This is a genomic window from Bradyrhizobium sp. (assembly GCF_047605465.1).
GTDB lineage: Bacteria > Pseudomonadota > Alphaproteobacteria > Rhizobiales > Xanthobacteraceae > Bradyrhizobium.
In genome coordinates this window covers 28,981-42,629 of sequence record NZ_JASGFS010000059.1, presented here as the reverse complement: position 1 = coordinate 42,629, position 13,649 = coordinate 28,981, and the positions used below count along the sequence as shown (strand labels likewise).

General features: G+C 61.0%; 10 protein-coding genes and 5 pseudogenes. 2 read left to right on the top strand and 13 right to left on the bottom strand.

What is annotated here, in order from left to right:
* From QM712_RS29505 to QM712_RS29460, 10 genes and pseudogenes are all read right to left on the bottom strand, one after another.
* Positions 1-607 (bottom strand): annotated as a pseudogene (locus QM712_RS29505) (type IV secretory system conjugative DNA transfer family protein); the annotation flags it as partial.
* Positions 608-671: 64 nt separating this feature from the next.
* Positions 672-2,424: pseudogene (locus QM712_RS29500) on the bottom strand (relaxase/mobilization nuclease domain-containing protein).
* 250 nt (positions 2,425-2,674) lie between these two features.
* On the bottom strand, positions 2,675-3,400 hold the full coding sequence (locus QM712_RS29495) for a lytic transglycosylase domain-containing protein (RefSeq protein WP_415026665.1): 726 nt from the start codon (positions 3,398-3,400) through the stop codon (positions 2,675-2,677).
* Positions 3,401-3,565: 165 nt separating this feature from the next.
* Entirely contained in the window at positions 3,566-4,078 is a 513-nt protein-coding gene (locus QM712_RS29490; protein ID WP_415026664.1) for a S26 family signal peptidase, read from the bottom strand.
* Positions 4,075-4,539 (bottom strand): DUF2840 domain-containing protein, encoded by a 465-nt coding sequence (locus tag QM712_RS29485; protein ID WP_415026663.1) that lies wholly within the window; start codon positions 4,537-4,539, stop codon positions 4,075-4,077. Before QM712_RS29485 ends, QM712_RS29490 begins: the two co-directional genes overlap by 4 nt.
* 301 nt (positions 4,540-4,840) lie before the next feature.
* Positions 4,841-5,723, bottom strand: a pseudogene (locus QM712_RS29480) (replication initiator protein A).
* The gene (locus QM712_RS29475) at positions 5,686-6,027 is read right to left on the bottom strand and encodes a helix-turn-helix transcriptional regulator (RefSeq protein ID WP_415026662.1); all 342 of its coding nucleotides are present in this window, start codon (positions 6,025-6,027) and stop codon (positions 5,686-5,688) included. The pseudogene QM712_RS29480 and the gene QM712_RS29475 overlap by 38 nt, the downstream one beginning before the upstream one ends.
* Positions 6,028-6,160: 133 nt before the next feature.
* Positions 6,161-6,685 carry a DUF2285 domain-containing protein gene (locus QM712_RS29470; protein WP_415026661.1) on the bottom strand — a complete coding sequence of 175 codons (525 nt, stop codon included), beginning with the start codon at positions 6,683-6,685 and terminating at the stop codon, positions 6,161-6,163.
* 52 nt (positions 6,686-6,737) lie between these two features.
* Positions 6,738-6,932: a transcriptional regulator domain-containing protein gene (locus tag QM712_RS29465; protein ID WP_415026660.1), complete on the bottom strand. Its 195-nt coding sequence runs from the start codon at positions 6,930-6,932 to the stop codon at positions 6,738-6,740.
* Between the two features lie 166 nt (positions 6,933-7,098).
* Entirely contained in the window at positions 7,099-7,371 is a 273-nt protein-coding gene (locus QM712_RS29460) for a DUF2285 domain-containing protein (protein WP_415026668.1), read from the bottom strand.
* 22 nt (positions 7,372-7,393) lie between these two features.
* Here QM712_RS29460 and QM712_RS29455 point away from each other — a divergent pair, with 22 nt between their 5' ends.
* Positions 7,394-7,576 (top strand): helix-turn-helix domain-containing protein, encoded by a 183-nt coding sequence (locus tag QM712_RS29455; RefSeq protein ID WP_415026667.1) that lies wholly within the window; start codon positions 7,394-7,396, stop codon positions 7,574-7,576.
* Between the two features lie 154 nt (positions 7,577-7,730).
* Here the strand turns inward: QM712_RS29455 and QM712_RS29450 are convergent.
* Positions 7,731-8,921 (bottom strand): annotated as a pseudogene (locus QM712_RS29450) (DUF932 domain-containing protein).
* A 686-nt stretch (positions 8,922-9,607) separates the two neighbouring features.
* On the opposite strand from QM712_RS29450, the gene QM712_RS29445 reads away from it, so the two are divergent.
* The gene (locus QM712_RS29445; protein WP_415026659.1) at positions 9,608-10,747 is read left to right on the top strand and encodes a hypothetical protein; all 1,140 of its coding nucleotides are present in this window, start codon (positions 9,608-9,610) and stop codon (positions 10,745-10,747) included.
* On the opposite strand, the pseudogene QM712_RS29440 reads toward QM712_RS29445, so the two are convergent.
* Together QM712_RS29440 and QM712_RS29435 are read right to left on the bottom strand one after the other, a co-directional pair.
* A pseudogene (locus tag QM712_RS29440) lies at positions 10,737-11,713 on the bottom strand (pyridoxal-phosphate-dependent aminotransferase family protein); the annotation flags it as partial. The gene QM712_RS29445 and the pseudogene QM712_RS29440 overlap by 11 nt on opposite strands.
* A 591-nt stretch (positions 11,714-12,304) precedes the next feature.
* Complete coding sequence (locus QM712_RS29435; protein WP_415026658.1) at positions 12,305-13,348, bottom strand: hypothetical protein; 1,044 nt, start codon at positions 13,346-13,348, stop codon at positions 12,305-12,307.
* Between the last annotated feature and the right edge of the window lie 301 nt (positions 13,349-13,649).

Sequence of the window (13,649 nt, the reverse complement as noted above, 5' to 3'; positions counted from 1 at the left end):
CATTCCCCGCGGCGGACCTCAAGGAGCGGATTGTAAGCTGAGGATTTTGGGTTGGGCCATGCCGCGAACGAAAGCCGGCGGTCAATTGCCAGTTCTCACCCTTGATGTCGTGCACGATGGCCGAGCCCGGCCAGGCCAGTAACGAAGGAATCACGAGCCCCACACCTTTGCCCGACCGGGTGGGTGCAAAACATAATACATGCTCCGGCCCGTCATGGCGGAGGTAGTCGCGATCGAGCTTACCGAGCACCATACCATCCGGGCTGAGAAGTCCAGCCACCCTCACCTCCTCCAGACCAGCCCAGCGCGCCGAACCATAGGTCTCGACATTCTTGGCTTCACGTGCCCGCCAGACCGACATGCCGATCGCCACAGCGATCGAAACGAAACTCCCCGACGCTGCAATTAAGACTCCCTCGACGAAAACCTGAGGTGCATAGGCGTCAAAGACAAACCACCACCAGAAAAAGATCGGCGGGTAATAGATCTTGAAGCCCAATAGTTCGAACCAGGGCCGCCCAAGTTCCGGCTGGTACGCGAGCCGCTACGCCGTCCACTCCGTTGCCCCCCAGATGGCGAGCAGAACGATCAAGCCGACGACGATCACCTGTCCCTACAGAATTTTGGTCCCAGACATCCGAGACCCTTTCCACCACTGCATTGGCAAGTCGCTAGAGGCCGAGGTCGCGTTTCCGACCAAAACCCCATTCGATGCCGCCGCCGTCCTTCATGACGCCGGTGACGTGTTGGCCGAGCCTCTTTTCGAGTTCGCGGGACCAGGGCACGAGCTGAAACCCACGACCGTTGTCGATCATGGCAAAGCGTCCCGAGGCGAGCGTCAGCCGCTGTCGGTACGTGCCCGCCACGTGCTCCCCGGAGGCGGCGTTCATCTGAGGCAGTCCGGTATTGGCCGAGACTTTTGCTGCCACCTCGTCCAGTTCGCGTCGGCGCAACGTGTCGAGGAGGTCGCGCTGCAGGATGACACGCTGGCCCTGCCGCCGTGCCAAGCCTTCCTGAACCAGATGCTCGGCACGGGCTTCTATGGCGTCGCGGGTCTCGCGACCGAACCCGCCCATGGCAAGCGGCATGGGGTCGCGTTCGACCAGCCGGTGGTCGAGCCAGGTCGCTCCTCTTGCGGTGACCTGCCTGCTAAGATCGAGATCTGAGCGGGTCGCGAGCACCAGGGTGGAGCGCGGATCGCCGGCTTCGCCGAAGCGCCGGACTTCGACGATGCCGCCGATTGGCGGCGCCTGTTCGAAGGCCTCGACGCCACGGAAGCGAACGTGGTGCCCGCGTCCATCTGTTCCGTCGATCAGGGCGTAGGCTTCGCCCGTCTGTTCGTCATGCAATCCCCGATCGATCAGTCGTCCGGTGATCTGGGTCGAGGCTGTCCACCTTCGATGACGTAGTCGGCAACGACGCGCGATTCTCACCGCTCGGTAAAGGCGCGGTGCATGGTCTTGATGATGTCGCCGCGCATGCCGAGATTGCGCAAGCTGCGCTCGGCCTCGAGTCCAACCATCCATTCCCCTGGTGCGGCGGACGCCGCAAGGCTTATCTTTTCCAGGTGCTGAAGGCGACCAACCATCAGGCGCCGGATTTCAGGATCAAGAGGTCCGGGATCCTGAGGCCGTAGGTCGATGGCGCCCGTTTCGTCGGCTGCCAGCCGGATCTCCTGATCGAGCCGCGTCCATCGCTCTGCCGTGACTTCCCTCTTCAGCGAACTGCGGATTTCGTGCTCCGGCTTCGGACCGAGTTCGATGGCGACGAGTTCCTCGGCGCGTGAGCGCAGGCCTCGGCTCACGTAGTCGCGGGAGATCACGAGATCGGCCCCATCCTCATCGACGCCCCGAACGAGAAGATGGACGTGAGGGTTGTCCGTGTTCCAGTGATCGACGGCCACCCAATCAAGCCGCGTGCCGAGATCGGTCTCCATCTGCCTGGCCAGGTCGCGGGTGAAAGCCTTGAGGTCGGTCGCATGTCGCCGGCATCCTCAGGCGAGACGATGAACCGGAAACGATGGCGGTCGTCCTTGCAACGTTCCGCGAAAGCCGTGCCGTCAGCACTGTCGCTGCCGGCATCAAACATCTCGGCCCTCTCGCCGCTCCGAGTGACGCCGTCGCGCTTCAGATATGAAAGATGGGCAGTCAGTGGTGCGGATCGGAAGGCTCGGACAACACGCGCCTTCACAACGACGCGGCGTGTCGGGCTAAACAACCGGCTGCGACTGAAGGCTAGACGGCCGCGGCCAAACGTTGAGCGCCCATAAGCCGCAGAACGCCTGCAAGCCGCGGCCTGACCCGAAGTGTGTCCGACTTTCTTCGCGGCGCGTAGCACCTGGTTGATGAAGCTCTTCGCCTTCGGCGCGCGGGTGCCGCGGATGCGCCCGGGCCGAATACGCAGATCGCTATCGCCTACGGTCATGGTCGGCCCTCGAAAACCGTAACGGCGCCTCCAGTGCCGAAAACAAGATTGAATAACCTGAAGAAAATCTTGGGCGCAGCACGCGCCCCGACCGACCGGCACGCCGAAACCCAAGCCATGCCAATGGCTTGCGGTTTGACCGGCGAGCCCCTTTTATCTCGCCGTCCTGCTGTCGTGCCTGCCCTCTCCCCTCGTCCTTCCGCCGACTGTTCGCTGAGATACGCCATTGCCTGCCAACCCGCGCACCTGGTCATCGCGATGCTTCCGAATCTGATCGAGCGACAAAGACGCCAGTGGACTTGGGGACCATGTCCGAAAGATCGCGCGATGAGATTGCAGCCCTTGTGCCTCTCGAAGGCGCGAACGCCGGCAGCCGATCGCCCGTTTTCATCAGGTCACCTCGCTCAGCGAACAGCGTCTCGGCTGGCGATGCCTGCCGGTCGGCAGTCCATGTCGGTGGCAATTCGTCTCCGAGCAGATTTGCAAGCCTTGTCACGTAAACTCGCGTTTCGTCCGGCAAGGGACGGCCGGCGAGATGCTCCTCGTAGCGAGACGGACCAGCGTTGTACGCGGCAAGCATGCCTGGCGAGCCGTAGCGGTCGAGCAATTCGCGCAGGTATGCCGTACCTGCCAGAATGTTGTCGCGCGGATCGAAGGCATCGTTTCCCAGATCGTATCGTTGGCGCTGTTCGGCCCAGGTCGCTGGCATGATTTGCATCAGGCCGATTGCCCCCTTGGGCGATCTGGCGTGTACGTCACCGGCGCTTTCGATGTTGATGACTGAGCCGATCCAGTTCACCGGAACTGCAAAGCGCTTTGAGGCTTCGTCGACGAAAGCTGCAAATGGATTGCTCGCCTGAGAGACCGCTCGAACCGCACCCAATCTACTCTCGGCCAGAGCGGCACCATGCGACGCGGTCAAAATGAGCAGCAGCGATACGACGCCCAAGCACGCACGCCCGACCGAACCAAGCATGCCGTCGTGCTCGCAGCCGTCCAGGGTAAAGCCGCTTCGCGCCGGCCGTTCGGCCGCCCTGGACCGCCGCTGCGCGCGTCGGCCCTGCAAGCGTTGGTCGGGACGGATGGTCCCGCAATAGATCGAACAGAGGAATAGCGAAGAAGAAACGCAAAGCGCGCACGATTACTCCTCCCATGTCCACACCGGGAGCGCACGGCCGATCACGGCCGACGCCGGCAGGAACCCAAAGTACCGACCGTCCAGCGAATCGCTCGACTGCCAGTTCATGAGGAAGAGTTCGCCCTCCCCGACGACGCGGCAGCCCTGCCATTTCGGCAGCGGCCGGCCACGTCCGTCGCGATCCTGCGCCTCGCCCACCGCGATGTTGTCGACCGAGATCGTGAGCCCGCTTCTGCAGACGTTCTCCCCCGGCAGCGCCAGAACGCGCTTAAGCATGGGGACGCCTATGGGCAGATAGCCGTTCAGGTCGAGGAAGGTCGCGAGCGGCTCCGGCGGCCGAACGGCGACCAACTCGGTGACATGGAAGCGTTCCGCCGGTCGCAATCGATAGAGACCGATCGGCACGCTCGGCGATGTATTCCAAATGTAGAGTGGAAGTGGCTCCAGCGCGATTGTCGCAACTAGCGCGGTGACAGCCCCGCACGTCGCGGTCAGTGTCTTAAGACGGCTCGTCATCGCGTTACTCTCTGACGATGGAGCCAAGCCTGGTGGCGCGCCTTCGTGTAGGGACGCGGGCTTTCATTCACGGAAAGACGGTTATGGACGTGATGCCAATGATCCGGTGCGACATCGGCCGGATCGATGCCGAGCGCTTCAACGGCATCGATCATCTGCAGCACCCGTTCGACCTTCGGCCAACCGGACAGCCGTAGCAAAATTTCCCCACCGGGCCTCACATATGGCACGGTCGAGCAGCGCTGTCCTGGCGTGACAGCCCGCAAGATGTCGATCCGCGAAACGACCGTTCCAAAATCGTTGGATGTCCAGCGCACAAACCCAAAGATGCTGCCGGGAGCGAATGAAAGGACACGGCGATGACGATCGACCTTCCTCTCCGCGACGGCGCGACCGAACCGAATGCGGTTTTCGATGCGCTTCTCAAGCCACAGGACTTCGACTTCGGTGAGTTCGCTCATGCCCCCGCTCCCTGAAGTTGGGATTGGGAGCAGTGCGGTTGAAGTTCGGCAAAGAACGCGTGAGATCGCGGAGCGGGATTGTGGAGGCAGGCAGTACCCATGGACCGCCATTGCCGGTCGGCCGCAATGCGCCCTGCGGCGGGCTCCGTTAGAAGAAATCCAAAGGATTTCTGGTTAGTAGAGTTACGGCGGCTGGAAACTGCGGAGAAACAAGGGCTTGAGCCCGATCTCGGTCCCCGATAGCACGAGGATCCGGTCCCTGATGGCACGAGGGTTGCGGTCCCCGATAGCACGAGCTGATTCACAGGTTGTCCTCCGAGCTTTTAATGAGACCGCGCCTGCGAAGTCTGGCAGTGAGCGGGTCGACAGGAGTGGGTGTGAAGTTCAGTCGCTCGACGCCGTTCGGATCGCGGGTAAGCACTAGCTCGTAGCCTGGCAGTGTCTGCCGGCTGACAATTTGGCGTACGTCGTAGGCAAAGTGCTTCAGCGGCGAGAGGCTGCCGGACTTGGCATGGGAGGTGCACAAGGTCAAAGCTCCAGCCGCCATCCTGGCGGCCGCCGTGCTTGCGCATGAGACGGTAAAGCCACCGCTCAAGGCCGCCAGTCAGACCGAAATAGGCGCGATCGATCGTGAGCACGAGCGCGTCCTCGATGACGCCCGCATAGAACCAATCCGGCAGGATCAGCTCGAGCCCGAATGGACGGCCGTTTGCATCGGCCGTCTCTTTCCACTCGTTGATCCAGGAGAAGCGATGCCGTCGCCGCTCTGTCGACTGGCGGATCGACGTCAGCACTGTCGTTGACTGCAGCCTGTCGAGACCAGCCTTGAGCCGGTCATAATCACGCGCGCTGGTGCCACGGCCGACAAACGTGAGAATCTCGTAAGGCGTCGCTGCCATCAGGCGCGACGTCTTCAAACCCGCGTCACGCGCTTGGACGATTTGGGAAGCCGCCCAGATCAGAACGTCCGCATCCCAGATGGTCGCCATGCCGTGTTCCGGCACCGCTTCGACACGAATTGCGATTGCACTCGCACGGAAATCGATCGGCACGATCCGCCTTGTTTTTGCGAGCGAGAAGAACGGATAAGCCATCAGATCCTGCGCGTCGCGGGGTGCGAGATCACCGAATAGCGCCCGAAAGAGCTCAAGCTGGTCGCGCTCGGAATGATGTCTGCGCCGCATGGTCACTGTCCTCGCACCGTGATCGGCGACGTTCCTGGCCCGCATAGGGGCGCAGCGCCGGTTGCTTCCTGGCCGGCAGCACGGTCCCCTTGCCGGGATCAGAAGTTGACGTCTTGGTGCCGAGGTCGGCCCACGCTTTCAGGTCATCTACGGCGTAGACAACACGTCCGCCAATCTTCCGATACGTCGGCCCGGTGCCGTACGTCCGGTGCTTCTCCAGCGTGCGACCGGAGAGGCCAAGGTACCGCGCAGCCTCCGGCGGGCGCAGGAAACGCGGTGGCAGGCCGGCCATCGGATCGGGCATTTGAGAACTCCAGGGTGACAGCGCACTGCGCATGGCGGCGCCGGCGTGTGTGCGGTCATCATGGAGAAGCGCGATGTCGGAGGGGGATGCCGAATATTGAGGGGACGATTTTCGATACCCCTGAGCGGAGGAGCTATTCGCCCCTGCGCTCGGGACGTAGAAGCTTGCGGTAGCCGCCGCGCATCAGCGCAAGGCCGCTTTGCACCAGGCGGATCGTTCGATTGCGCAGATCGTGCGTCTTCCAGGCACGATCGGGGATGCGCCTCTTACCAAACAGCGCTTCGGCGATGATACGATAGCTGCCGCCGGCACTATGCGCGTCGAGCGCGCGGATCGCGGCGCTCAGGCGTTCGCGCCGCTGTTTTGACAATTGATGAAAGGCAGGTCCTGGCGCGCGTCCATTCATCGCGCGCCAGAGCCGTCGGGCTGCATACGCGCGCTCGTCGAAATCGCCGTCGAACGGTAATTCGGCTGCGTATGACGCGCCGAACAATGGCGGCTCTTTGGACCAGATACGGTGATCGACCGCACCGATACGCAGCACGGCATGCCAGCCGTCGGCGGCGCGCCGCACCTGGCCGGCAAAAAGATCGAGCGGTGGCAGAGACGCCGACCTGCGATCCGCGACCGAGGCAACCTTGACCGGAACGACCTCCACCAGGACCTCTGGCGCCCAAAAGATCGTCTGCTCGTCGGAGGAATTCTGCGGGTCATGGGCGAAAGCAGATGCCCCACCTCCTCCTGAATTCGGCGGTCACTTCGCCGTCTGGACTGTTGGCGATCTTCACTTCGTATTCGCGTCGATAGTCCGCGTTGCGGCGAAGACATTCCCAGGCGATGTCGGTGATCTCGGCATCTTGTAGGCTCTTATACGAATCCGGCGACCGCCAGTCGAACTCAGGCATTACTTCCGCCCCTTTTGCACGCAGCTAACAAGGATTGCGGCGCAATAACTATGAACGAGAGGGTTGCAGGAAGCCCCTGGTTTGGCACCACGTGGTGCTCCCGGATGACCACGTGTAGGCTGGAGAAGACGATTCCTCGAGAGACGCTTCGGACGCCGAATTTCTTCTAATTCGACCCAGTGCCACGCAACAGACGGCCTTGTTCGGTCATCCACTTCGCGCGCGCGAGGTGACTCTGGTACGCGTCGCGTGCGCGGTCCGGTTGACGCTCCGGATCAATATGCAGGACAAGTCGAGCGACTTCGCGCCAATCCGCCCCCTCGCCCTCGGCTTGTAGAAGGCGAATGTAGGTTACAACGTGCTCCTCATCGTAAGCTGTCAGCACTGGCCCGGCGGGGGCCTTGTCAGCCACATTAGGATCGAGCGGCGGGGTCTGCATCATCTGACGGTCGCGGAGTTTACTGTCCAACGTTTCATGGGCCACACTTGCTTTGGAGGCTGAGATAAGCCGGAGCTATCTGAGCCAGCTCGAGAAGGGCGTATACCACGTCAGCATAAAGGTCATTGGCCGCCTTGCCGATAAGCTCGACGTCGAGCCTGATGAATTCCTAAAACGGACGGCAAAGAGATGTCGCGCCAAATAGGCGCGGCCCAATCCGCGAGCCGGGTCAACGGGGGCCCGGGTCGCGCCTGACGCGGATACGCGTCGCCGCCGCCGATCCGGCCTGCCGGATCGGCGGCGGCGCATCAGGCATCGAGCGAAGCCGCGCGACCGTTCCGATTGCGCGGCTCACAGTGTCAGATTGCACGCTCCATCAAACGCTTGGCTTTGCCCTCCAGTTCAAGGCGTGTGTCCTGATGGGCTTTGCCACGGGCAAATGCCGTGATGCCCTGCACGAAATCAAAGATGCTTTCCGGCTTGCGATCCTCCTCACCGAGAACGGTCTCGATAATTTTCACGGTCTCGGATTTGGAAAACCCGCCTTTGCGGCGGAAGGTCTCCCGATCCTCGTCAGTGCGGGCAACGATCCGCTCCCGAGCCGCGTTGATGCCGGCGATGAATGGCGCAGGAGAGGAATTGGCGAAGTTCGTCAACGCTGGGGCGGCTTCATGCGCGAACCGCTGAGCAGCAAATTTAGGATGCCGGATCGTGATCTCCTCGAAATTCTCCACGCCCCATAGATTGCGGTTCATGCAGACAGCGCGGAGATAAAAGCTGGCAATTCCCAGCGTCTTGCTCCCGACTTCACTGTTCCAGCGGTAAAATCCCCGGCAATACAAATCCGGCGAGCCATCCGGTAACCTGCCCGCCTCGATCGGGTTGGTGTCGTCGACCAGAAGCAGAAACACGTCGCGGTCACTGGCGTAGAGTGTCGTCGTGTCCCTGGTCACGTACACAAAGGGATTGTGGGTCATGGTTGACCAGTCCATCACGCCCGGCACCTTCCACCGCGTGTCACCCGTACCATTGCCCGCGATCCTCATGACCGCCGCGGCAAGCTCATGGTCCCAGGATGCGGCCATAGTCCGGCCCGGTGACCGCACGGAGCTCAACCCGCCCGTTATCGGCCTCCAGGGTTTTGACGAGTTCGGCGCGGTGCGACAGCAAGCCGTGTTGCAGATTCATGGCCGACAGGGCCGCGGGAAGCTGTCGCAGGTAGGGAGTCGGCGCACCGACCAGCGTGCACAACTGGCCAAAGCTCCAATGGGTTGGCTCCGCCGGCGCGTCGCGTCCCGGCACGGTCAAGGCCAGCCGCTCCGAATTATCGCGGTTCGCCTCCACCCGGATAGCCCGGCTTTCCACCGCCCGCGCCTGCGCGCGTTCGGCACGGCCCCGCACCGCCTCATAGAGGTCAGGCAGGTTCAGGTACGCTCGTCATCGGGCCGCGCAAACCACTCTGACGACACGCGGCCAATTCGCTGGCCACGCGATACATCCACGCGAAAGCCGCCGGACACAGGCTGTTCGTGCCGGGAAAGGGTCATCATGTTCATGGTCATTCTCCTATGGGCTGAGGTTGAAGCGCAGCGCTGCGCTGCAACCCTGCCCGTCGGCGAGACCAGGGGTAGCAAGTGCCTGGGCGACCCGCGCGGTGGGGATCACCCGCCCGGAAGGGCCGCTCGAGGAGCGGGTCTGCACAAGCGCGTGCCAGCGGATTTGAAAGATTGCCCGATCCAACAAAGCGCGGAAGACCGGGGAGACCGGCCGGGTCGGCGCCGGCACGAGCCGGCGCTTCACCCTGGTGCGCGCGAGGGCGGAGCTCTTAGCCTCCGAAACACCCGTTCGTGCAGCGCCAGCGGTTTGCCAGACGATGATAAAGCCAAAAAGAGGCACCCGCAGGAGGGTCAGCATAGCGCCGACGCGCAGCGGCGGGACCCGGGACCGAGTGCAGTCGCGAGACCGGTTAACAAGGCACCCGCGCGATGGGCAGTGATAGCGACGCCGGCATGAAATGACGGCGGGCCCCTCGCGCGAGTGCCTCCGGCGACCGACACCGAATGGCGAGCGGCAGTCACTCCCGTCGGATGGACTCGACGGGAGACCAGATCATCGGCAATGATCGGCCATGAATCGCCTCAGCCTTCCTGTGATCCTGTTGACGAACTTCACCTGCGCATTGAGCGCGGAGAACCTGACTTGCCGGGCCAGCCCCGATTCAGGATGTCTGTGACCCATGTCCGATGACATGAAAACGCGAACGGAAACAGCGAACTCGCTGACTGCGCTTGCCCGCGCCGAGATTGAACGGCAGCTGGATCAGGTCGCCGAGCTCCCTGCCGAGGCCCGGGCGGGGCTTCTTGTTGAGGCGTGTCGCGTGATTGATTTCCACCACGTTATTCACTTCATGTCGAGCAACCCGGAACTGGGTCTGACGGAATTCGAATTTGCGACCATGCTGCGAGGCTGGAATCCTCTCGCCTCCCTGCTGCTGCCTCACGTCGGAAAGCTGCGGGGCATTCCATTCCGTGAAAGCACGCCCGAGTTGAGGAACCAGGTTCTCGGCATTCTGATGAATCTCGGAAGAGCGTCTCTAATGCGAGAAAATGCCGAAATGCTCCGGCACGGAATGAACGAATGCACGCTGGATGGAAATACCATCACTTTTCGTATGACCGACCGCTGCGCGATCGATCACTTTCTCGATCGGCTGGAAGCCGACAAGCTCAAAGACGGGATGCCGACCGAGAGCGTGTTCAAGGAAGCAATCTGGAAAACGGAAATTGAGAATCTTGACGAAAGAATTCGCAAGCTCGTGCATCCGTGGCGGCCGACCAAGAATGTCACGATGGTCAGCTACGACAGCTCACCCGACATTGAGCAGCACTACTTCGCGCTGGTAGCGCAAGATACTCATGAGAGTGTCGACGAAGCCGGAATTCATGATGACACGGTTCTCGGAACCATAACAGGTAAGGATCTCCGCGCCGTCTTTTTCCTGATCACCAGTTTCTATTTGAAGCATATTCGCTCTGTCGATGTCGCGAAGAAGGCATTCCCGGAAGTGAATTCTCCGATGAGTCTGACGGTCTGGACACCGCCAGACCAGCTGATCCAGACGATTGCCTCGTTCACTGGCATCGACGAAAGTACAGTCTCAAGCGCTGTGGACATGATCACCGTGAGATCGAGTCACGCTTCATACTTCGAACAGGAGGTCACCCCTCTCCTGCCCATGCTGATCAAAGTGTCCGACGACTACGTCCTTCAACCAGTCAGCAGCGTCTTCCGAAACCCGTTTCACGGGATCCGGATGCTTCATGAAGCTTTTGACAAGCGCGCCTCGGACAATTTGCGAGAGCACCGTAGCGCTTGAGAATGATCTGGCGAAGGCGATCGGCATCATGTCCGGACGGCAGCAGCACACCGGTGAGAACCGGCGAATACTCGGACGGTTCGGCGCACAGCACTTCGAGGACCCATGCTTGCACGGCGGCGGGGGCCGCCGAGGCAAGACGCTGATGTCTCCGAAAAACGTTGTCGAGGCCCTCCTCGAGAAGCATCTTGATCGCCTCCCGCAACCCCTGAATAAGACTGGTTGCCGGAGTGTACGGGAAGAAACCATTCGCGTTCGGACCCAACATATCTTCCCAGTCCCAGTACGAGCGCGGCATCTTGTTGGTCTTCGAGGCGCGCAACGCCTTGTCCGAGATCGCGGTGAATCCCAACCCCGGTGGCAACATCAAACCCTTCTGGGAGCAGCTCACGGTGACGTCGCCCCCCCCTTCGTCATGTCGATAGTCGACTGATCCAAGCGACGAGATGGTGTCGACCAGCAGCAGCGCCGGGTGACCGGCCCTGTCGATGGCCGCCCGGATATCGGCAATCCGGCTGGTAACACCGGTCGATGTTTCGTTGTGCACGACCATGACCGCCTTGATGGCGCGACGTTTGTCGTCCTTCAGCGCCGCTTCGACCTGCGCGGGATCTGCTCCGCGCCGCCAATCGGTCGCAATGAAATAGGGTTCGATCCCCCAACGCTTCGCCATGCGCTGCCATAGCGTGGCGAAGTGCCCCGTCTCGAACATGACAACACGGTCCCCGGGAGAGAGGGTATTCACGATCGCTGCTTCCCACGCACCCGTTCCTGACGAAGGATAGATCACAACGGGCCCCCTGGTCTGGAACACCGTCCGGCAGCCTCCAGTACATCCTGCCCGAGGCGGCGGAATTCCGGGCCTCGATGGTCAATCACCTGCTGGTCCATTGCGCGCATTACGCGTTCAGGAACGGGACTTGGCCCAGGAATCTGGAGGAAGTGCAACCCTTGGGATTCTATCATTGGCAACCTCAATGTTGGTTTCGGCCGCATGATACCTACAAAACACATGCACTTACGCGTACATTCCCGCGATATGGAAACATTCCCCAGATGGTCTGGAAAGTCGTCCGAACGACGGCCGTCTCCCGGGCAACGGGCACATCGGCTCTGACCCTGGGCCAGCGCCACAATCCCTCCGGATGCATGCCGGCGCAGATCGCTGCCACGAGGCCGCAAAGACCGTTTCTCGAACTGCACGCGGGCGAAGCCTTTCACTGGTTGACCAGAACGATGCCACGCTGCGTACGGAAATATCGCAAGTCGTTGCGCGCTCGTGAGTCCGTGCATTGACGTCGTTTTTCTCCGTCTCGTTTGTGCAGCTCCAGTCGCTCCGCCGAGGTTGCCGTTACGCCCCGACCAAACAAGGCTGCGCACTCCGTTGGAGGCGCCCTCCACCGTCCGTACAAGTCAGTCTTGATTGTTCGGGCACTTCTTCGTGTTCGACTTCCACCATGCGAGCGAACTGGCGACCCACTTGCTTTACGCGGACGAGGACAGCGCCCCGAAGGTCATCGCGGCGCTATCCTCTCAACGAGACGGCGATTGTTCAGATCAGAACTTGACCGACACGCCTGTAGACAGTGACCGCTCGGTGCAGCTGTGATTATTGACACCGGCGGTAAAGCAAGTGCTGTTGGCTGGATTGTTGTCGTCCAGACCGAACTTGTTCTGCCAATAACGATAGGCCACCCAGACATCGACAAAGTGGGTGTACTTCGGTCCCCATATCAATTTGCTGGCATCGAAAGTCAGGCGGATCGGCTCGCTGTTGATTTCGGTTTTTGCATTGTTGGCCGGAGAAACGACTCCGGCGGCCGCTCCCGTCCCTTTCGGGCCATAGAAGCCCGCGCGGCCGCTGAGGGCGAAGTATCGCAGGGTCTCGGGGAGAAAGCCCAGAGCCATGTAGTAATTGATTTCGACCGCCCACGTGCCGTTGAAGCGAGTGTTGCCGTCAACGATGCCGGGATATGGCGCGGTGAACCCTGGCGTCAGGAATGAGTTGTGGTTCCATTCCTGATAATAGAGCGGCGCTACATTGAAATAGCCCTTGTACGGAAGGTCAAAACCAAACTGAAGGCCTGCAACGATGGCACGCTTGGATGGCGCCAGGAAGGTGTTCTCCGTGTTGACGTCGGCGCCAATCTCGAACGACACGTTATGCAGCGGCCCAAACGTGAACGCCCTGGTGTTGAAGACTTCGTTGAACCCGAAGGTGCTGCGAAACAGGCCATAGAACTCTGTCGCGCCCGCGCAGCCCTGGTTCTGGGCAAGGCATGGATTTGCGGGATCACTCTGGCTTGACTTCAGCAGTTCCAGATTGATGAAGTTGGTGCCATAGGCCCAGATGTCGAAGTGAGTGAAGGCGAACACCTGTTTGGCCGTCGTCCCCGGAAAGCCGGGATCGGTTGCCGTGAACTGATATGAGTAGGTCAGCCGATTATCGTTGACCAGGAAGAACGGCGCATCGGCAACCGGCGCTGGTGCTTTGGCGGGCAAGTCGGCCGCGGATGAATGGGCCACTGTCAGTGTCGTCATCACAAGGACGACTCTAAGCGCCCTGGCAGTTGAAGCAATCGAAATTCTGTCTGATTTCATTTCCCCCTCCACATTTGTGAATGCGCAACCTGCGGCCCTCATGGCCGAGGCAGATGCAGCACTGCATCGCGAATGCTTGCAGGCAGTGAGGGGAGTACGACCGTCTTTACTCGAAAACGCAAACTAATGATTCAACGATTACTACGTTTTATGCTCCGTGTTACTACAGTAAGACACTGATACTACTTCTGATGCAAAAGATACTACTTAACGACATTCGTATTCGTCGCCTGCGCTCCCGGCGTTTTAGGACTCCGCGTTCTGGTCGCTGGGCGTTCCAGCGGCTGTTAGTCGAACGCCT

Bases quoted from the DNA above. Each gene is read 5' to 3' on its own strand.
- QM712_RS29475 (WP_415026662.1), bottom strand. From the start codon at position 6,027: ATGCCCGATCCGATGGCCGGCCTGCCACCGCGTTTCCTGCGCCCGCCG.
- QM712_RS29460 (WP_415026668.1), bottom strand. From the start codon at position 7,371: ATGCAGACCCCGCCGCTCGATCCTAATGTGGCTGACAAGGCCCCCGCC.
- QM712_RS29465 (WP_415026660.1), bottom strand. From the start codon at position 6,932: ATGCCTGAGTTCGACTGGCGGTCGCCGGATTCGTATAAGAGCCTACAA.
- QM712_RS29445 (WP_415026659.1), top strand. From the start codon at position 9,608: ATGTCCGATGACATGAAAACGCGAACGGAAACAGCGAACTCGCTGACT.
- QM712_RS29495 (WP_415026665.1), bottom strand. From the start codon at position 3,400: ATGCTTGGTTCGGTCGGGCGTGCGTGCTTGGGCGTCGTATCGCTGCTG.
- QM712_RS29485 (WP_415026663.1), bottom strand. From the start codon at position 4,539: ATGAGCGAACTCACCGAAGTCGAAGTCCTGTGGCTTGAGAAGCGCATC.
- QM712_RS29435 (WP_415026658.1), bottom strand. From the start codon at position 13,348: ATGAAATCAGACAGAATTTCGATTGCTTCAACTGCCAGGGCGCTTAGA.
- QM712_RS29490 (WP_415026664.1), bottom strand. From the start codon at position 4,078: ATGACGAGCCGTCTTAAGACACTGACCGCGACGTGCGGGGCTGTCACC.